The organism is Ruminococcus sp. AM26-12LB (assembly GCF_003480785.1).
Classification (GTDB): domain Bacteria; phylum Bacillota; class Clostridia; order Lachnospirales; family Lachnospiraceae; genus Blautia_A; species Blautia_A fusiformis.
In genome coordinates this window covers 72,741-90,583 of sequence record NZ_QUJX01000006.1, presented here as the reverse complement: position 1 = coordinate 90,583, position 17,843 = coordinate 72,741, and the positions used below count along the sequence as shown (strand labels likewise).

Annotated in this window: 18 protein-coding genes and 1 pseudogene; 2 read left to right on the top strand and 17 right to left on the bottom strand. The window is 43.6% G+C overall.

What is annotated here, in order from left to right; translation table 11 throughout:
* Nucleotides 1–35 precede the first annotated feature (35 nt).
* The 9 genes and pseudogenes from DW694_RS05935 to DW694_RS05895 all read right to left on the bottom strand — a co-directional run bounded on the left by DW694_RS05935 (nucleotide 36) and on the right by DW694_RS05895 (nucleotide 7,709).
* Complete coding sequence (locus DW694_RS05935; protein ID WP_118752692.1) at nucleotides 36–1,169, bottom strand: hypothetical protein; 1,134 nt, start codon at nucleotides 1,167–1,169, stop codon at nucleotides 36–38.
* 153 nt (nucleotides 1,170–1,322) lie between these two features.
* On the bottom strand, nucleotides 1,323–1,619 hold the full coding sequence (locus tag DW694_RS05930; protein ID WP_021652613.1) for a hypothetical protein: 297 nt from the start codon (nucleotides 1,617–1,619) through the stop codon (nucleotides 1,323–1,325).
* A gap of 157 nt (nucleotides 1,620–1,776) precedes the next feature.
* Nucleotides 1,777–2,427 (bottom strand): annotated as a pseudogene (locus tag DW694_RS05925) (IS982 family transposase); the annotation flags it as partial.
* A 3-nt stretch (nucleotides 2,428–2,430) separates the two neighbouring features.
* Nucleotides 2,431–2,742, bottom strand: a complete 312-nt coding sequence (locus DW694_RS05920; RefSeq protein ID WP_021652615.1) for a carboxylesterase family protein — start codon at nucleotides 2,740–2,742, stop codon at nucleotides 2,431–2,433.
* A gap of 32 nt (nucleotides 2,743–2,774) precedes the next feature.
* Nucleotides 2,775–3,236, bottom strand: coding sequence for an 8-oxo-dGTP diphosphatase (locus DW694_RS05915; protein WP_021652616.1), 462 nt, complete (start codon nucleotides 3,234–3,236; stop codon nucleotides 2,775–2,777).
* A 22-nt stretch (nucleotides 3,237–3,258) separates the two neighbouring features.
* Nucleotides 3,259–4,185 (bottom strand): AEC family transporter, encoded by a 927-nt coding sequence (locus tag DW694_RS05910; protein WP_118752691.1) that lies wholly within the window; start codon nucleotides 4,183–4,185, stop codon nucleotides 3,259–3,261.
* A gap of 39 nt (nucleotides 4,186–4,224) precedes the next feature.
* The gene (locus DW694_RS05905) at nucleotides 4,225–5,673 is read right to left on the bottom strand and encodes a DNA/RNA helicase domain-containing protein (protein WP_118752690.1); all 1,449 of its coding nucleotides are present in this window, start codon (nucleotides 5,671–5,673) and stop codon (nucleotides 4,225–4,227) included.
* A 21-nt stretch (nucleotides 5,674–5,694) separates the two neighbouring features.
* Nucleotides 5,695–6,396: a DNA alkylation repair protein gene (locus tag DW694_RS05900; RefSeq protein ID WP_118752689.1), complete on the bottom strand. Its 702-nt coding sequence runs from the start codon at nucleotides 6,394–6,396 to the stop codon at nucleotides 5,695–5,697.
* Nucleotides 6,393–7,709: a Na+/H+ antiporter NhaC family protein gene (locus tag DW694_RS05895; RefSeq protein WP_330364189.1), complete on the bottom strand. Its 1,317-nt coding sequence runs from the start codon at nucleotides 7,707–7,709 to the stop codon at nucleotides 6,393–6,395. Before DW694_RS05895 ends, DW694_RS05900 begins: the two co-directional genes overlap by 4 nt.
* A gap of 314 nt (nucleotides 7,710–8,023) precedes the next feature.
* Here DW694_RS05895 and DW694_RS05890 point away from each other — a divergent pair, with 314 nt between their 5' ends.
* Together DW694_RS05890 and DW694_RS05885 are read left to right on the top strand one after the other, a co-directional pair.
* The gene (locus DW694_RS05890) at nucleotides 8,024–9,607 is read left to right on the top strand and encodes a glucose-6-phosphate isomerase (RefSeq protein WP_118752688.1); all 1,584 of its coding nucleotides are present in this window, start codon (nucleotides 8,024–8,026) and stop codon (nucleotides 9,605–9,607) included.
* Between the two features lie 87 nt (nucleotides 9,608–9,694).
* Entirely contained in the window at nucleotides 9,695–10,525 is an 831-nt protein-coding gene (locus DW694_RS05885) for a Cof-type HAD-IIB family hydrolase (protein ID WP_118752687.1), read from the top strand.
* A 96-nt stretch (nucleotides 10,526–10,621) separates the two neighbouring features.
* Here DW694_RS05885 and DW694_RS05880 read toward each other — a convergent pair whose 3' ends face one another.
* From DW694_RS05880 to DW694_RS05845, 8 genes are all read right to left on the bottom strand, one after another.
* Nucleotides 10,622–12,070 (bottom strand): Ig-like domain-containing protein, encoded by a 1,449-nt coding sequence (locus DW694_RS05880; RefSeq protein WP_059085883.1) that lies wholly within the window; start codon nucleotides 12,068–12,070, stop codon nucleotides 10,622–10,624.
* Nucleotides 12,071–12,364: 294 nt separating this feature from the next.
* Nucleotides 12,365–13,621: a competence/damage-inducible protein A gene (locus DW694_RS05875; protein ID WP_118752686.1), complete on the bottom strand. Its 1,257-nt coding sequence runs from the start codon at nucleotides 13,619–13,621 to the stop codon at nucleotides 12,365–12,367.
* A gap of 31 nt (nucleotides 13,622–13,652) precedes the next feature.
* Nucleotides 13,653–14,192 (bottom strand): CDP-diacylglycerol--glycerol-3-phosphate 3-phosphatidyltransferase, encoded by a 540-nt coding sequence (pgsA, locus tag DW694_RS05870; RefSeq protein ID WP_015525184.1) that lies wholly within the window; start codon nucleotides 14,190–14,192, stop codon nucleotides 13,653–13,655.
* Nucleotides 14,176–15,513 (bottom strand): 30S ribosomal protein S12 methylthiotransferase RimO, encoded by a 1,338-nt coding sequence (rimO, locus tag DW694_RS05865; RefSeq protein ID WP_021978070.1) that lies wholly within the window; start codon nucleotides 15,511–15,513, stop codon nucleotides 14,176–14,178. Before rimO ends, pgsA begins: the two co-directional genes overlap by 17 nt.
* A 4-nt stretch (nucleotides 15,514–15,517) precedes the next feature.
* Nucleotides 15,518–15,868 carry a DNA-directed RNA polymerase subunit omega gene (rpoZ, locus tag DW694_RS05860; protein WP_015525187.1) on the bottom strand — a complete coding sequence of 117 codons (351 nt, stop codon included), beginning with the start codon at nucleotides 15,866–15,868 and terminating at the stop codon, nucleotides 15,518–15,520.
* 53 nt (nucleotides 15,869–15,921) lie between these two features.
* A complete protein-coding gene (gmk, locus tag DW694_RS05855; protein ID WP_015525188.1) occupies nucleotides 15,922–16,542 on the bottom strand; it encodes a guanylate kinase in 621 nt (206 codons plus the stop codon).
* Complete coding sequence (locus DW694_RS05850) at nucleotides 16,535–16,807, bottom strand: DUF370 domain-containing protein (protein WP_015525189.1); 273 nt, start codon at nucleotides 16,805–16,807, stop codon at nucleotides 16,535–16,537. The genes gmk and DW694_RS05850 overlap by 8 nt, the downstream gene beginning before the upstream one ends.
* Nucleotides 16,808–16,852: 45 nt before the next feature.
* Entirely contained in the window at nucleotides 16,853–17,731 is an 879-nt protein-coding gene (locus tag DW694_RS05845) for a YicC/YloC family endoribonuclease (RefSeq protein ID WP_015525190.1), read from the bottom strand.
* Between the last annotated feature and the right edge of the window lie 112 nt (nucleotides 17,732–17,843).

Here is a 17,843-nt window from a genome sequence, read left to right as displayed (position 1 = left end):
TGCGGCTTCGGTCAATACATTAGACTCATACATTTTTATACTGATCTCAAGGCATCCCGCAATAAAGTCTGTAAATTTTTGTTTGTAATGTTAAAGTTGTATTTCCATTCAACCAAAATGACCCCCTTATCTTGACATATTTTGCGTTTTTTCTCATCGAGAACTTTTCTATGCTCCAATGCTTTCTTTCCTCCAAAAAAATCTACATCCGTATAATGTTGTATTCCCTGATATTCTATTCCAACATTTAATTTGGGAATATAAATATCCAAACTTTGGGGAGAAAGCCATTCCGGTCTATATTGAAATATAGCATCTGAATAAGTTTTCTTTACTAATAAAAAAAGAGATTGTTCATGTTTCCATTTAGATATTATGATTCCATTTTCAATTAATTCTCCCTTTAAAATGCTCTTTGCTGTTTTCCAGTCATAATTCTTATCCCCTGCATTCTGTGCCTTAAGATACATAGCTTGTAAAAAAGGCATTAATGTATTTTTTAAATTCAAATACAATTCAAATTCTGATCTAAAAAAGCCCTTTTGCACTAATCCTTCTATATTCTTTCGAGTAGCATATATTATATATGGATTTGTGTCCTTTCTTGTAACATAACCCTGATAATGCATTAAACTATTAGGAACTCTCATAGTATATGCGTAAGAATCATTTCCACAGCATTCCAAATAATAGCATAAATGAACTCCCAGCAATTTATATCCACCGAAGTTCTCTCCCAATACTGCTGAATAAACTAAGTGATTCATTAATTCTATTGTTTCTTTTTTATCGCGACAAAAAATAGCCAAATGATTAATTGTATCATCATCCGGTAATAAATTTTCTATTACATAATCCTTTTTAGCTTCTTTTTTTATTAATGCTTGTATCATAAAATAATTAGGTGTATATGACTCTGGATAAATAAAAGCAACATCTGAATCATCAATATTATTAAACTGCTCTAAAAAGCTCTGTACATATTTATTAACAACATATTTATACGAATTCTCTTCTAATATTGTCTTTTTTGCATCATCCCACTCTTTCAGTGTTTGCCTCCACAAAAATTTTTCATATCCGGATTCAATAAAATCATCTTTAATTTTTTCTATTCCAACATTATATTTTGAAAAGGCTTCTTCTTTCAAAAATTCATTTAAATTCATTTTAATCTCCATTCCGCCGCCTTCGGCAGACGGCACAAATAGCAATGAAAGTGTTCCAACTCTCTACACTGAAGTAAAAACAGTAGCGTTATCATTCTTAGCTCTGTTAGGCGGAGTCTTTTTAGACTTCATTTCCGCTTTCTCATTCAGACTTCACAACTCAAGCAACTGAGGAAGAGAAAATTTATCGGTATCTCCAAGATTTACGATCTTTTTCATCAGCTCATTATATCCCAGAAGCGCATTCATTGGTGTTCGGATATCATGAACGTTTTCCATCAAATCGTGCCTTTGAGAATCTGTATAAAGCTTTCCTAATATGGAAGCCTGTTTGATAATTGCCTTTGGATTCAGAACTTCATATATATGCTTCAACAGCGTTGATCTTGACATTTGGAATTTGTATTTTATAAATAGGTAAGCCCAAAAGCAGACCTGCCCATCTTCCATATTTATTTCATTATACACAAATATCTATCTGTTTTTTACAATACAGACCAACCAGTATTTCAGATATTATAATTTAACCTATTGTGCTATTTCAAATAAAATGTTTAAAAACTTGTAAAAGCCGCAAAAAATCCCTGTTTTTTGATAAACAAATTTTTTAGAATATCAGTTCTTTGATTTTTCCAAGTTCGCAGGTTTCACCGAAAATACTGTTTAATGCAATGCAGAGGTTGTATGCTAATACTTTATTAACCAAACGGGTGCATAAGCCCTGAAAGCTTTTGGCAAGTACTCTTTCAGCATTTAACTGACCGCTTAACTGTGAAAAGACAGTTTCTACCCGTCTTCTCAATTTGAAGATCAGTTGACGCACCGATTTTGGCCAGTTTTCTTTACTGTTGGAACGCTTGAGTGCAAAAAGACAGATCGTTTGTTCCTGCATTTCCTGCATGAGTTTTTCGCCAACATATCCTTTATCTGCTAAAATTGTAATATTTGAACAATTATCCACCAGATCTCGTAATCCTTCACGGTCATCTGTGGATGCCGGCGTAATCTCAAATGCAGTAATGTAACCTTCTAACGTGACCAGGGCATGCACTTTATAGCCGAAGTAAGTTTCCTTTTTAGAAGGGCACTTTCCGTAATCAGCACCCTGGCTGCGAAATGTTTTGCAGTATCGTGCACGTCCGAATTTGCAAACTGCAAGCGGAAAACTATCAATAATGCAATAAGAACTGACCGGAACCGGAAAAACAGAGAGCATCTTTTGTCTTAATAATTCGGTTGTCTGCATCAGAGCACGTCTCATTTATATATGGATAAAACGAACTCTTTTTCCAGTGTTTCCCGTAAATATAGGAGGGAAGAAAAATCCCTCTTCTTTTTTTCCAAGGAGAAAACCGCCTCCGTGCAGGTTAAACATGACTGGAAGTTTTCCTTCATAATTTCGGGGACGGTAAATATCCATGAAATGACAGGGCTTTCCATCTCCCATATAGTCAATGTCACAAATGAGTTCCACATCTTCCGGAAACGGATATTCCGCTTCATGTTTTTTCAGAAAATTATCAAGAAGTTTTTCTTTTTTTGCGGTTTGCTGTGCAATCATTTTATTAAACATGATTTCCCCTCCAGCTATGAAACAATCTACTATTAATACAAATGAATTTTCTTCTCTACAAGTCTGTCACCTTCATACTGCAATTTTACAGAAAAAAAGCGTTTTTCTCCTGAAAGGAGCAGATCAAGAAATACCTGATCCCCCTCCCATGCCGGAAGATTCGGCACCATGGCTTTGTCAACCCAGCAAAGTTCTCCCTCATCACATTCAATCAGTTCTCCTGCATATTCATCGGCCGTGAACACACACATAAGTTCTGATTCGCATTCACTGTTTATAAATGTCACCAGGCCACGGAACTTATAGGAGGTAAGTGTCAGCCCTGTTTCCTCTTTCACCTCACGAACAAGGCATTCTTCCGGAGTTTCCTGACTTTCCACATGCCCGCCAACGCCGATCCATTTGCCCTCATTCATATCATCCTGTTTTTTTACTCTGTGAAGCATCAGGAATTTATCATCGTTTTCTATATAACATAATGTCGTTGTCGTCATTTGATCCCTTCTTTCAGTTCCATCATCCTGCCACTGCCAGTGTGATATAAACCAGGATTGAGACCACACAATACAGAGAATTTGTTGTGGATGCATAGGCACTGCTCTCTTTCTTTCTCAGAAAAGTCTGCATACTGAATGTAGCAGGCGAGGACATATATGTAATAACCGCCAGGTTCAGAAGCCTGGAACCTCCTACCAAATATTTTACTGCCATGAGAACTCCCGCAATCATCACTGCCTGCAAAAGGACTCTCAGCAATATGGTTTTGAGGCAGGGGCTGATAAGTTCCGGCGCAAGTTCCATACTGTACCCAACTACAATAAGAATAATCGGCGTAATGGCCGTTGTCAGAATATTCTCCACACTGAGATAACAATTGCCAAAAGGACTGTCCAGAAGCCGGGTGATCATTCGTGTCAGTCCTGCAATAATTCCAAGAACCGTTCCTATAAAAGCAGGGGTTCGCAATGCACTGTAAAACAGGCTTTTTGCATTGATCTTTTCCCCGTTTTCCGTCTGTCCCAGCATTCCCATATACACACTGAATCCAAAAAGAAGTCCCGCAATATCCAGCACTGCAATCTGTGAAAGATTTTCGCTGCCACAAAGACTTGTATACAACGGGTAAGCCATCATTCCACCTTCATAGATACAGACCAGAAACGGAAGATATTTCTTATATGGCTCGTCCATAAATCTTTTCATCCAGAATCCTGCCCCAAATGAAATCAAGAGCATCACAAACATGATCAGAACCAGAATTCCGATCTTTCCACTGTACTCTGCTGTTGCCAGTGCATGAAAAATTGCCACAGGAAGCATAATATTTGTTACCAGTGTTTTCATGTTATTGACACCACTCTGATCTAAAAGTTTCCATTTTCTGCACAGGATTCCAAGAATGATCATCGCCAGTACAGGCAAAACAATCTCCAAAACTTCCATCTCTCTGTCTTCCTCTCCATTGTCTTTAATCTTTTGTTTTTATCTGTTTCTGTGCATCTGCAAAATCTCCATCATCACTTCATATAACGCCATATTCTCTCTCACCACCAGAGCCAGGCTCTCTTTCGCCTGATTCAAAAGATGAAAAAGTTTTCGTACACTGGAATATTTTTCCGCGGAGCACCTGGATCTTAAATATCCTTTTTCGTCGTAATAATACTGTTCATCCAGCAATACAACGATCTTCTCCGCATCTCTCACTGCCTGGATACCAAGCTGTCCAGAACCCTCTGGCATCCGCTGCTGATATCCCTGTCCCGCAAAATCATTCAGAAAATTTTCCACCTCGCGGTCATTATTGGCATACACCACTGCAATATGCGGATACCATCTGGGGCTTCTTTTTTCCGGCAGGTGCATCATGTTCTGGATAAAAGAGGAAAGTTCCGCATTGGTACGGATCCGGTTTGTCAGATGGAATTTCTGGATCTCCGGCAGATTTCCCAGGCTTTCCACAATGCTACGATCCATCTCTTCCGGTGAGATCACATCCTCGGAATCACTGGAAAAGATCACCGGCCTGTGCTCACTCCATGTAAGCAGAACCGATAATTTTTCCAGGGACAGAAGATGTGCTTCATCTACCAGAATGCTGCTGTAACAGCCAAGATCCGTCGTTCCGTCCAGCTGAGTATCTGCCAGAAAATCTATCCGCCGCAGACGTTCATGAAGAATCTTCCATTCTTTTCCCGCCTCTCCACAGTGAATGATACAGACTCTCTGGCGCACGGACAACTTCATCGCAATATCATAAAGCAACAATGTTTTTCCGGTTCCTGGAAGTCCGCTGAACCAGAAATATCCTCCTCTTTCTCCACGTATTCTCTTCAGAATCTGCCGTTCAATATCTCTCTGCTGGGAAGTAAGGAAATACTCTTTTTTGAGAAAACGCTCCGGTTCTGTCAGCGGAGAGATCAGATAAAGCTCTGCCTGAAACAGATCCGCGATATCTCCCTCATAGTCCGGGCTTTCTTTCCCCAATGCAATACATAGCTGTTTCCAGTCCCCCTCCACAATGTGATCATGATTGGTCAGTCTCACCAGATGATCTTCACTGCTGATATAGGTATACGACAGGATCGGTTTTCCAAAAACAGACAGATAATACCGGTTCTGGATCAGCTGTCTCCGGATAGCCTCGTCCGACACAATGCCGCTTTTCAGTTCAATATTCACGATCTGGTCATCTTTGATCTGAAGAAGATCGAACTCCTTTCCAAGCTTCGGGATCTGAAACGAATAGAAAAAGCGCAGCTTATACACTTCCTCCATATGCAGTTCCAGTTGCTTCACCAGTGCTTTCATACTTTCCAGTTCCCACTCTTTGATCCTGAGAAAAAAATCTCTGCCGGAAAGCTGGCGTTCCAGCTTCTGGACACATTCCATATTCTGATTTCTTGTAAGTGCATAGATCGATATTGCCTTCATATTCCAACCCTTACCTGCTGTTTATTTCTTTATCCGCAGTGTCCTGAGATAATCCTTCTGCTCTTGTGTGATCCGGTAGCTTTCAATGGATTTCTGGATCGTCTTGTTATGAGTCCAGATATCCATTCTCTGCTCTTCCAGGAATGGAAGGATCTTCTCATACTGTTTTGCCAGCGCTGTAGCAAAATACCAGGCTCGCATCATATTTACATAATATTCTTCCGAGCGGATGGATGCCACTTTCTCAGCATATTCCGGTTTAAATCCTTCGTCCAGATAATGGCGCATCAGCATACTGATCCCGAACCGGATGATATACGGCTTATCCGACTCCATCCAGCGATAAATCTCCCGGATAAATATATCACGGTGTTTTTTCATCATATGGAGCGCCAGCAGATCACAGGTCGCCCAGTTATCAATATGCGGAAGAAAACACTCCAGTTCTCCCAGACATTTATCATAATCTCTGATCTGCTCGATCAGCAGGCCATGGAGATTATTTTCCTCATAATACTGATGAGGAAGAACCTTCAGGAACATTTCGGATCTTTCTGTTTTTCCAAATTCTTTTGCAAATTTCCGGAGTATCGGTGTCCGGATACCGATGATCTTTTCTTTCTCCACAGTCGGAACCAGCCTTGCATGAAAATCCCGATATCCTGTATCCTGCATTTCAAACAGTCTTTTCCGGACATCCCGGATCATCTCTTCCTGATTCATTTATCATCCCCGCCTTTTATACCAAAGATCGCGATCAGAGAACTCACTAGCAGAAGCATGGGGTAAAACAGTTTCGGCATGATCTGAAAAGCAGAAAGCTCAAATCCCAGTTCCTTTGCCGCAGAAATGGCAACCAGCATCTGGGCTCCATATGGGATCACCCCCTGGAAAATACAGGAAAATGTATCCAGGATAGAAGCTGTCTTTCTGGAAGTGATCTTATATTCCAGCGCCATTTCCTTTGCAATGGGGTTGGCCATAACAATTGCCACCGTATTATTGGCTGTTGCGATATCCATAGTTCCAACCAGAAGTCCCATACCAAGAAGTCCGCCTTTTTTCCCTTTAAAAACTCTCTGTATTCCGGAAAGTAGTGCTTCAAAGCCTCCATGCTCCCGGATCAGCGCACACATGGCTGCTACAAGGATAGCCACCATACAGGTCTCGAACATTCCGGAAACACCGGATCCGATATTGGTCAGAAGCTCCACCGGTGTGATATGTCCTCCAAGAAGCATGATAAATGCGCCGGAGATAATTCCGATCAGAAGTACCACAAATACATTGATGCCGATGATCCCGCCGATCAGCACCAGAACATATGGAAAGATCTGTATAAGATGATAATCCTGTACCACTCTTCCCTGGATCTCTGTCTGAAAAGACAGGATAAGGATCAGGATCAGTGTAACAACAGCTGCCGGAAATGCGATCCAGAAATTTTCCCGGAATTTATCTTTCATCTGACAGCCCTGACCGTTGCAGGCTGCGATCGTGGTATCAGAAATAAAAGAAAGGTTGTCACCAAACATGGCTCCTCCCATCACCGATGCCACACAAAATGCCATATCAAAACCGGAAGCTTTGGAAACCGCTACCGCAATAGGGGTAAGAAGCGTGATCGTCCCAACGGAAGTTCCCATAGCCACAGATACGAAGCAGGCAACTACAAACAATACCGCAACGGAAAAACGTGCCGGTATCAGAGAAAGCATACAGTAGGCCACACTTTCTGCACTGCTGCGCCCCACAACACCCACAAAAGAGCCTGCGGTCAGAAAGATCAGAAGCATGGTGATGATATTTTTATCTCCTACTCCTTTTGCCATAAGCTCCAGCTTTCTGTCAAAGCTGATCGTTCTGTTCTGAACACATGCCACCAGGATCGCAGACAGAAAAGCCACAACGATCGGTACATTATAAAATCCCATAGGGATCTTCATCACATACTCAAACAAAATCCCCAGTCCCAGATACAGGACCAGAAAAACACCGATAGGCAGCAGTGCGATCACATTTCCTTTTTTCTTCATTTCCTCCATAAAACAATTCCCTTCATCACTTATTATATTCCCGGCTTTTTTCTCCGGGTGATCTGTTTTCTATCATATCATATTTCCCCATTCCTGTCCTGCTGCTGACGGAAACTTCTTCATATTTCCGTCACGATCCTGTTATCTCTGATATTTTTTACCTTATTTAACAAGATTTTCACCAATTAAATCGTTCCTTCCGTTGAAATCCAGAGCTTTTTTCAGTATAATTGGCTGTAGACAATTGTGAAAAAGATATCCGAAGGATTTATGGTGATATCTCTGATCACAGTCATTAAAGGAGGAATATGATTATGGCAACATGGAAAAATCTGGACACTCTTGCTTCTTACAGCAAACTTAACGGTCTGAAAGATCACGTGAACATTGCAGAAGCAATGTCCGGCGAGCAGGGTGCAGAACGTGTAAAGAAGTACAGCGTACCGATGGCAGCAGGTCTGGCTTACAATTACGCAGCTAAGGAAGTGGACGAGACCGTTCTTGACGCACTTTCCAAACTGGCTGATGAGGCAGAACTGATCGAAAAATTCCAGGAATTATATAACGGCGCAGTGATCAACACAGGCGAGAAACGTATGGTCCTTCATCATCTTGCACGTACACAGCTTGGCGAGCCTGTTGTTGTTGACGGTGTGGACAAGCGAGAATTCTATGTAGCTCAGCAGAAGAAAGCTGCAGATTTTGCAAACAAAGTACATGCAGGCGAGATCACAAATGAAGCCGGTGAGAAATTCACTACGGTTGTACAGATCGGTATCGGCGGAAGTGACCTGGGACCGCGTGCATTATATATCGCACTTGAGAACTGGGCAAAGGCAAACAACACCTTCAAGATGGAAGCAAAATTCATCAGCAACGTTGACCCGGATGATGCAGCTGCTGTTCTTGCATCTGTAGATCTTGCTCACTCTCTTTTCATCGTTGTATCCAAATCCGGTACAACACTTGAAACTCTGACAAATGAGGCATTCGTAAAAGACGCCCTTACAAAAGCGGGCCTGAACCCGTCCAGACATATGCTTGCTGTAACCAGTGAGACCTCTCCTCTTGCAAAGAGTGATGAGTACCTTACCGCTATTTTCATGGACGACTATATCGGCGGACGTTACTCTTCCGTTTCCGGCGTAGGCGGAGCGATCCTTTCCCTTGCATTCGGACCGGAAGTATTCGCAGACATCCTTGACGGAGCTGCCGAGGAGGATAAGCTTGCAACAAATAAGAACATTCTTGAGAACCCGGATATGCTGGATGCCCTGATCGGCGTTTACGAGAGAAATGTACAGGGATATCCTTCTACTGCAGTTTTACCATACTCACAGGCATTAAGCCGCTTCCCTGCTCATCTTCAGCAGTGTGATATGGAGTCTAACGGTAAATCTGTAAACCGCTTTGGTGAGCCGGTGGATTATGTGACCGGACCGGTGATCTTTGGTGAGCCAGGAACCAACGGACAGCACTCCTTCTACCAGCTTCTGCATCAGGGAACCAATATTGTTCCGCTTCAGTTCATCGGCTTTAAGAAGAGCCAGCTTGGTGTTGATGTTGATATCGAGAACAGCACAAGCCAGCAGAAGCTCTGTGCAAACGTTGCAGCACAGATCGTTGCTTTTGCATGTGGAAAAGAAGATGAGAACCTGAACAAAAACTTCAAGGGCGGACGTCCTTCCAGTATCATTATTGGTGAGGAACTTACACCGAAGTCTCTGGGTGCGCTTCTTGCACACTTTGAGAACAAGATCATGTTCCAGGGCTTTGTATGGAACCTGAACAGCTTTGACCAGGAGGGTGTACAGCTTGGTAAGGTTCTTGCAAAACGTGTTCTCGCTCATGATACAGACGGAGCACTGAAAGTTTACAGTGATCTTCTTGATATCTGATAAACAGATAGGTACCGTCCCGGAAAATGTTTTTTCGGGACGGTTTTTCTGTATATGTGACCTTAACCGGGAAAGGAAATCTTAAATATGCAGCAGATAAAAATGATCGGTCTTGATCTGGACGGAACTCTTCTGAATACAAAAAAAGAACTCACAGAAAATACCAGGCGCGTTCTCAGGAAAGCTATTGATGCAGGTATCCTTGTTCTGATGGCTACCGGCCGGCCATATACCGGCATTCCCGCGGAACTGAGAAATTTTCCGGGAATTCACTATGCTCTCACCTCCAACGGAGCCAGAGTCCTTGATACAGACCATAATAAACTTCTTATCGAGCAGCTTCTTCCCATGGAAAGTGCCAAAAAAGCTCTCCGTATCTTTGAAAAATATGATACTTTAAGTGAGATCTATTTTGACGGCCAGGGATATGCAGACGCTGCCAAGCTTGATAATGTAGGAAAATACCATCACGACCCTAATATGTGGAATTATGTCCGTACTACCCGTATCGCGGTTCCGGACATCCAGGATGTCATTACAAAAGAAAACAGAAGCATGGATAAAGTCCAGGCGCTTTTTGCAGACATGGAGGAACGTGCCGCCGCCTGGAAGGAATTAAGTGAACTTAAGGAGCTGGAGCTTGTAGGCTCCTTAAGCTACAATATTGAGATCAACGCCGCCGGTGTCAACAAAGGAACCGTTCTTGTTGCTCTTGGCGAAATGCTGGGAATCCCAAGGGAATCCATTATGGCATGCGGAGACGGTGACAACGATGTCCATCTTCTCCGGGAAGTCGGTTTTGGCGTAGCCATGGCCAATGCACAGCCCCAGGTAAAAGAAGCAGCCGATTATATTACTGCTTCCAATGACGAAGACGGTGTAGCACGCGCCATTGAAAAGTTTGCGCTGCACCGATGAGATATTCTATTATGTATGCCAAAAAGGAACCGACAGTTTTTACGCTGTCGGTTCCTTTTTTAGAATGGGATTGAATAGCGGTACATTCACATTCGATCAATATTCATAGTTTCCTGCCGGCTGTTTGATCCTGGTAAGAAGATCATGCCAGGACTGATCCCAGATATACCATTTTCCGGTTTTGGAGTGCTTATATGTACAGATCCATCTGGAACTGTCGCTACCTGCAAAATCAGTAAATGATCTGTAGATCGCAGGAGTGGTCTGGGTCGGTTCAAAATACGGGATATCTTCACTGATGGAATTTCCCTTACCCGGAAGTGTGTCCTGTCTTAACGTAATGGAAATCGGTTTAGACGGAGTATAATTGTTGGCTGGAGTTGCTCCGTTCAGGTAAGAATTACCAAGATATTTATATCCGTTATCCGCTTTCATACGATCTCTCAAAAAGTTTTTGTAATACTGAGTCATCTCTTTATTGTTGAGATAAGAAATCATCTCCTCGCAGTCCGTCGGATTGGTCGGTGTCCAGGTACGATATGCAAGGATCAGAAGAGCCATGGTCTTATAGCGTCCGTCTGCCGTTGTGATATCATACTGTTTCAGCTCCTCTGCATTGGTCGGGATCGTGGTAAAGGTGTAAGTATAGGTATTTATCGTTACATTAATGACTTCCTTCTGTCCTTTATCATTGGTGATCTCTTTTTTTGCAGATTTAGTTCCTTTTGTAAGAACCGGCTCCACCTGTTTCTTTACTGTCTGTGTCACGTGGACAGTACAGCTACCTCGCCAGGTACTCTTATCCCGGACCTGGATCTTTGTTGTTCCCACATTCACTGCCGTTACTTTGCCTTTACTGTCTACAGTTGCAACAGATGTATCATCACTGGTCCATACAAGAATCTCTTTATAATTCTTTACCTGAAGCTGTCTCACATCACCTTTATTCATATTTAAGGTGGTGGCACTTAAAGATGGTTTCGGCACCGGTGTAGGTGTCGGCTTCGGCTTCGGTTTCTGCGCTGCTTTTACTGTAACCTTACAATTGAATTTCTTCGTATTTGCCTTCGCTGTGATCACTGCTGTTCCTTTTCTCACTGCGGTGATCTTTCCTTTGGAATCCACACGTGCGATCTTCGGATTGGAAGAAGAATATTTCACCTTCACAGTTGTTCCTGTCAATTTAATGGCACTGGATTTCTTTTCTGTTAATGTCAGCGATGTCCTGCTGAGCTTCGGTGTTTCTACCTTTACAACACATTTATATGTTTTTTTGCTTACCTTTGCATAGATCGTTGCGGAACCTTTATTTTTGGCAACCACCTGACCTTTGCTGTTTACGGTCGCAACGCTCTTTTTGGAAGATCTCCAGGCAACCTTCCGCCTGGTTCCGGTAACCTTAAGTGTTGTCTTCTCACCTTTTAAAAGAGTTACTTTTGTTCTGTTCAGTTTTGGTGCGGCGCTGACCGTCACACTTCCAAATGCCATCGTAAAAATAAGGCTGATCAGCAGCACAAAACACAACAGATTTTTTTTCTTTTTCATTCTGATTTCCCCCTTTCCGGTAAAACGTATATTTACGTCATATATTGCTTTAATCATATTTTAGAGGAAATCCCTTATAAAAACACTAGCACTTATGATAGTATCCTTGTAAATATAATCGTTTATATTCTTTCATCGCCCATACCGGGGCTTATTGTCAGGAAACAAAAATAAAACAGGACTGATTTTTGATACAGATACTTGAAATCAAAAGTTTCATCTGTTTAAAAATCAGTCCTGTTATATAAAAAATATCATGGTTGATCCGTAATAGCAGGCAGATCAAGGCATTCGCTATCTGCTCATAATGATACAGTCACGTAACATCGCCAGTGCATGCGCTGTAGTCTGCTCGCGGATCCGTATGCGGTTTCCTGTAAAGTGGAACTCTTTGGCAATAGCCTTGCCCTTATAGCAGCAGCCCATAAATACAGTACCAACCGGAGTTTCCTTTGTTCCGCCTCCCGGTCCTGCCAGACCCGTCACGGAAATACTGATGTCTGCTCCGGATGCTTTGCAGGCGCCCTTTGCCATTTCTCTGGCACATTTGGCGGAAACTGCCCCCTGCTCCTTCAGAGTACGCTTCTTCACTCCCAGACATTTATGCTTGGCCTTGTTACTGTAAGTCACAAAGCCATAGCCAAACACCTCAGACGCACCAGATACATTGACAATGCGCTGGGCGATCATACCGCCGGTAAGCGATTCCGCCAGGGAAAGCTTCAGATCTTTCTCTTTCAGAAGATCGATCACCGCTTCCTCCAGTGTCTTGCTCTCATCTGTGGCGAAAACATTCTCTCCAAAACGCTTCTTTAGCTCCTTGACAACCGGTTTGATCAGCTTTCTGCAGGCCTTTTCATTCTCTGCGCTTGCTGTCACACGAAGATGCACTTCACCGGTTTTTGCATAAGGTGCAATGGTAGGATTGGTCTGGCTTTCGATCAGATCCTGGATTTCCTCTGCTACCTGACTCTCACCGATCCCGCTGATCTTTACCATCTGGGACACAATGATCTCCGGTTGGTTTTTCTGCAGATACGGGACAACATACTCCTCGAACATGGGCTTCAGCTCATTGGGAGGACCCGGAAGAAGGATCGCGGTTTTTCCTTTTTTCTCAAGGATCAATCCCGGAGCAGTTCCGTTATGATTGTCAAGAACAATGGCTCCCTCAGGAACCATGGCCTGTTTATAGTTGTTCTTCGTGATACGTCTCTGAGGATTGTTTTTCTCATATTCCTTCAAATATTTATCGATCAGTTTCCTTGAGTGGGAATCTTCCTTAAGAGGCATTCCCATCAGATCCGCAGTTACTTCCTTGGTGATATCATCCTCTGTTGGTCCAAGACCTCCTGTGAGGATCACAACATCGGAACGATCCAGTGCAGTACGGATCACGTCACGCATACGGCCTTCATTATCACCTACTACATCCTGATAGTAAACACTTAACCCAAGCAGGGCGCATTTTTCAGAAAGATAGGCGCTGTTGGTATTTACGATATTTCCTAGAAGGATCTCGGTTCCTACGGATATCAGTTCTGTGATCATGAAAAGAAACTCCTTTCGTATACTCTGATCCCTACTCCTGCATGGAAAGGACCTTTCTGTTCTGCATGATATAAGTCAGCAGGGAGATAATGGTCAGTGCAACGGACAGCCAGATAAATATCTGTGTCAGCACTGCAAAAACACCTCCGAAATCCAGCATCAGAAGTATGATCATGATCATCTGGGAAACGGTTTTGAATTTTCCCCAGTAGTTTGCGGCAATGACAATTCCGTTCTCCGCTGCGATCAGACGGAAACCACTGATGATAAATTCCCGTCCGATGATAATGATCACAACCCATGCCGGAAGCTTGTCAACCTCGATCATGCAGATCATGGCAGAGCATACCAAAAGCTTGTCTGCCAGCGGATCCATAAATTTTCCAAAATTGGTTATCAGGTTATATTTTCTGGCAAGATGACCGTCAAACCAGTCTGTCACACTTGCTGCGACAAAAATCGCAAGACAGATCCAACGGTTTGCTTCTCCTCCCCAGCCTGTCAGTAAGAAAACTACAAGAAATGGTACAAGTATCATTCTTGCAACTGTAAGTTTATTCGGTGTATTCATCGCTCAGCACTCCTATCAAATCATACTCAAGCGCACCTGTCACACGTACCTTTGCAAAATCACCTGTCATAAGCAGTTCGCCTGTCTGAACGAAAATGTATCCGTCAACCTTCGGTGCATCCCCGTAGGTACGTCCGATATAGGCACTTTCATCTGCAACTTTTCCTTCGATCATAACAAGAAGTTCCTGTCCGATACGGTCCTGGCCTCTGTCATAAGAAATCTCCTGCTGAAGCTCCATCAGCTCGTCTCTGCGTTCTTCCTTCACTTCTTCCGGAACCTGGTCTGCCATCTCTGCTGCCGGGGTATTCTCCTCCGGAGAGTAAGTGAAGACACCGAGACGGTCAAATTCCATCTCATCTACGAACTCCTTCAGTTCTTCATGGTCTTCCTCCGTCTCACCCGGAAATCCGGTGATCAGAGTTGTACGCAGTACGATATCCGGAATCTCCTTACGGAGCTTTCCGACAATATCGATCAGTTCCTGTTTGGAAGTACGGCGGCCCATTCTTTTAAGAATTCGGTCCGATGCGTGCTGGATCGGAATATCCAGATAATGACAGATCTTCTTCTCATCACGAATGGTTTCGATCAGTTCATCGTAAATCTCCTCCGGATAACAGTAAAGGATGCGGATCCAACGGATACCTCTGATCTCACAGAGCTTCTTTAAAAGAATGTGAAGAGATTTTTTGCCGTAAAGATCCTTTCCATAAACGGTGGTCTCCTGTGCTACCAGGATCAGCTCTTTCACTCCCTGTTCAGCCATATCCTCTGCCTGGGCAATGAGGCGCTCCATTGGGACGCTTCGAAATTTACCTCTGAGCTTCGGGATGATGCAGTAGGTACAGTGCTTGTCGCAGCCTTCCGCGATCTTCAGGTAGCCGAAATGTCCACCTGTTGTAAGGACACGTTTGCTTCCTGTATCCGGCAGATAATCAATATCACGGAATTCTTCGAAATGATTTCCGGCTACTGCTTCCTCCAGAGCCTTTACGATGTCGCCGTAGGATGTAGTTCCAAGAACAGCATCGACCTCCGGAACCTCCTCAATGATCTCTTTCTGGTATCGCTGTGCCATACAGCCGGTAACGATCAGAGCATGGCAGCTTCCTGTTTTTTTGTATTCTGCCATTTCAAGAATGGTTTCCACACTCTCTTCCTTGGCATCCTTGATAAAACAGCAGGTATTGATCACGATTGCATCTGCCTGTGTTTCATCGTCTGTGATCTCATGACCTCCGGCTGTAAGAAGTCCCAGCATTTCCTCAGAATCCGCCAGGTTCTTGTCACAGCCAAGAGAGATGAATAATATTTTCATAAAATTACTCCGCTTCTGTCTGAGCTGCTTCTGCAGTCTCAGTGCCTTCTGCGGTCTCGCCCTCTGCTGCCTCAAGAGCCTCCTTCTCAGCTTCAAGAGCCTCCAGCTCTTCCTCTTCCTCCTGTCCGGGAAGGATCTTTACTTTGCCCTTGTAAAGCTCATCAATGGCAACGGAAAGCGGTTTCTTTCCTGCTGCACCCGGTACAAGCGGCTCTGCTCCTGCGATCAGCTGGCGGGCACGTTTGCTTGCTGCAAGTACAAGAGAATAACGGCTGTTCAGCACGAGAGCCTCATCGTCGTCCTCGTTGTTTGTGTTGATAGCCTCAATTAATTCTGAATAAGATGGATGTATCATATCTTTTCTCCCTTCTGTAACGGCAGGGCCGTATTTAACTTGTTAATTGGTATTTATAAAAAAGCTTCCGCTTCTTTCTGGATCCTGGATACAAAATCATGATTCCTGGATGTACGCATGCGCTCACACCGGATGGTCTCATGAAGTGTATCAACACATTCCTCCAGATCATCATTGATCAGGAGATAATCATATTTATCCATTCCTCTGGATTCTTCAACCGCTCTTCTGAGACGCCCGTTGATCACATCCAGAGTCTCTGTTCCGCGACCTACCAGACGGTTCTTAAGCTCCTCCATAGATGGCGGACATACAAATACCAGCAGTGTATCCGGAAACTTCTCACGGATCTTCATGGCACCCTGGATCTCGATCTCAAGGATCACATCTTTCCCTGCGGAAAGCTGCTCCTCTACATATTTGCGGGGTGTGCCATAATAATTCTCCACATACTGTGCATACTCGATCAGTCCGTCTTCCCGGATCAGCTGTTCAAATTCTTCTTTTGTGCGGAAGAAATAAGCCTCTCCGTCCTTCTCACCCGGTCTTGGATTTCTGGTAGTAACAGAAACAGATAATGCATAATTGTCATATTTTTCCATCAGCCGTTTCATGACAGTACCTTTTCCGGAACCGGAAAAGCCCGAAACAACAACTAAAATTCCCTTACTCATTTCCTTCCTCCCTCATTTCCTCTCCATATGCTTCCGAAAATCTCCTGGCAATAGTTTCCGGCTGCAGAGCGGAAAGGACAAGATAATCATCGGAAGTAACAATCACTGCTTTTGTTTTTCTTCCCTGTGTGGCATCGATCAGAGTTCGGGTCCCCTTGACACTCTGTATCATGCGCTTTACAGGAGCGGCATCCGGACTTACCACAGCCACGATCTTGCGTGAATTGACAACATTTCCAAAGCCTACATTAATAAGTTTCGCCATTTACGCTCTCCCTTTCTGCCTGTGTACAGCCTGTTTCCTGCCCGGTTACTCGATATTCTGGATCTGCTCACGGATCTTCTCGATCTCTGTCTTCAGATCGATGGCCGCGTTGGATACAATAAGATCATTGGATTTAGACAGGATAGTGTTCGCCTCACGGTTCATCTCCTGTGCCATGAAATCCATCTTACGTCCCACGCCCTCGTTCTCATCCAGGATCTTTCTCATTCCGTGGATGTGGCTTCGAAGACGTACCGTCTCCTCATCATTGCAGATCTTATCTGAAAAAAGTATCACCTCTGCGGCGATCCTGGAATCATCGATCTGGTTATCTTCAAGTAGCTCGTGCATCTTGGCTTCCAGTTTCTCCCGATAAGCCTTCACTACTTCCGGAGAACGTTTTTCCACTACATCGACCTTTGCTTCCAGTCCGTCCAGCTTCCCAAGAAGATCCTGTTTCAGATTAGCACCCTCACGCTGGCGGGTCTCCACAAATTTCCGGCAGGCCTCATGAAGCGGACCCTCCAGAAAATTCCAGAGCTCTTCCTCATCCGGAGCCTGCTCTTCCATTGTAAACACATCCGGATATCTGGAAAGTGTGGAAACACGGATATCATTTTCGATCCCCAGTTCCTCACTCATCTGGTTCAGATAGCCCAGATATTCCTTTGCCAGCTCTGCATTGTATTTCAGAGCCATTCCGCCCATTGTATAGTCTTCATAGGTGATGAACACATCGACTTTACCGCGGCGGATATAAGTCTTCATCACATTTCGGATCTCTCCCTCAAAATAGCTGAGTCTTTTCGGCATTTTGATGTTCAGATCCAGATATCTGTGATTGACGGATTTCAGTTCAACAGAAACCTTACGCTCTCTGGAAACTGCTTCTGCCCTGCCAAAGCCGGTCATACTTTTTATCATGTTATCCTCCAATACTGCCTCTTAAGTTTATCAGCTGCTGATAAATACAGTAACTGATTGCATACGGATTTATTATAGTTCATTCCAAAACCCTAGTCAAACTCTTTTTTTA

What these genes read in the sequence shown, in the direction of transcription:
- DW694_RS05875 (WP_118752686.1), bottom strand. Translation starts at nt 13,621, where the DNA reads ATGATCACAGAACTGATATCCGTAGGAACCGAGATCCTTCTAGGAAAT.
- DW694_RS05910 (WP_118752691.1), bottom strand. Translation starts at nt 4,185, where the DNA reads ATGGAAGTTTTGGAGATTGTTTTGCCTGTACTGGCGATGATCATTCTT.
- gmk (WP_015525188.1), bottom strand. Translation starts at nt 16,542, where the DNA reads ATGAGTAAGGGAATTTTAGTTGTTGTTTCGGGCTTTTCCGGTTCCGGA.
- DW694_RS05930 (WP_021652613.1), bottom strand. Translation starts at nt 1,619, where the DNA reads ATGGAAGATGGGCAGGTCTGCTTTTGGGCTTACCTATTTATAAAATAC.
- DW694_RS05895 (WP_330364189.1), bottom strand. Translation starts at nt 7,709, where the DNA reads ATGAAGAAAAAAGGAAATGTGATCGCACTGCTGCCTATCGGTGTTTTT.
- DW694_RS05890 (WP_118752688.1), top strand. Translation starts at nt 8,024, where the DNA reads ATGGCAACATGGAAAAATCTGGACACTCTTGCTTCTTACAGCAAACTT.
- DW694_RS05915 (WP_021652616.1), bottom strand. Translation starts at nt 3,236, where the DNA reads ATGACGACAACGACATTATGTTATATAGAAAACGATGATAAATTCCTG.
- DW694_RS05845 (WP_015525190.1), bottom strand. Translation starts at nt 17,731, where the DNA reads ATGATAAAAAGTATGACCGGCTTTGGCAGGGCAGAAGCAGTTTCCAGA.
- DW694_RS05905 (WP_118752690.1), bottom strand. Translation starts at nt 5,673, where the DNA reads ATGAAGGCAATATCGATCTATGCACTTACAAGAAATCAGAATATGGAA.
- DW694_RS05850 (WP_015525189.1), bottom strand. Translation starts at nt 16,807, where the DNA reads ATGGCGAAACTTATTAATGTAGGCTTTGGAAATGTTGTCAATTCACGC.
- pgsA (WP_015525184.1), bottom strand. Translation starts at nt 14,192, where the DNA reads ATGAATACACCGAATAAACTTACAGTTGCAAGAATGATACTTGTACCA.
- rpoZ (WP_015525187.1), bottom strand. Translation starts at nt 15,868, where the DNA reads ATGATACATCCATCTTATTCAGAATTAATTGAGGCTATCAACACAAAC.
- DW694_RS05935 (WP_118752692.1), bottom strand. Translation starts at nt 1,169, where the DNA reads ATGAATTTAAATGAATTTTTGAAAGAAGAAGCCTTTTCAAAATATAAT.
- DW694_RS05920 (WP_021652615.1), bottom strand. Translation starts at nt 2,742, where the DNA reads ATGTTTAATAAAATGATTGCACAGCAAACCGCAAAAAAAGAAAAACTT.
- DW694_RS05880 (WP_059085883.1), bottom strand. Translation starts at nt 12,070, where the DNA reads ATGAAAAAGAAAAAAAATCTGTTGTGTTTTGTGCTGCTGATCAGCCTT.
- DW694_RS05900 (WP_118752689.1), bottom strand. Translation starts at nt 6,396, where the DNA reads ATGAATCAGGAAGAGATGATCCGGGATGTCCGGAAAAGACTGTTTGAA.
- DW694_RS05885 (WP_118752687.1), top strand. Translation starts at nt 9,695, where the DNA reads ATGCAGCAGATAAAAATGATCGGTCTTGATCTGGACGGAACTCTTCTG.
- rimO (WP_021978070.1), bottom strand. Translation starts at nt 15,513, where the DNA reads ATGAAAATATTATTCATCTCTCTTGGCTGTGACAAGAACCTGGCGGAT.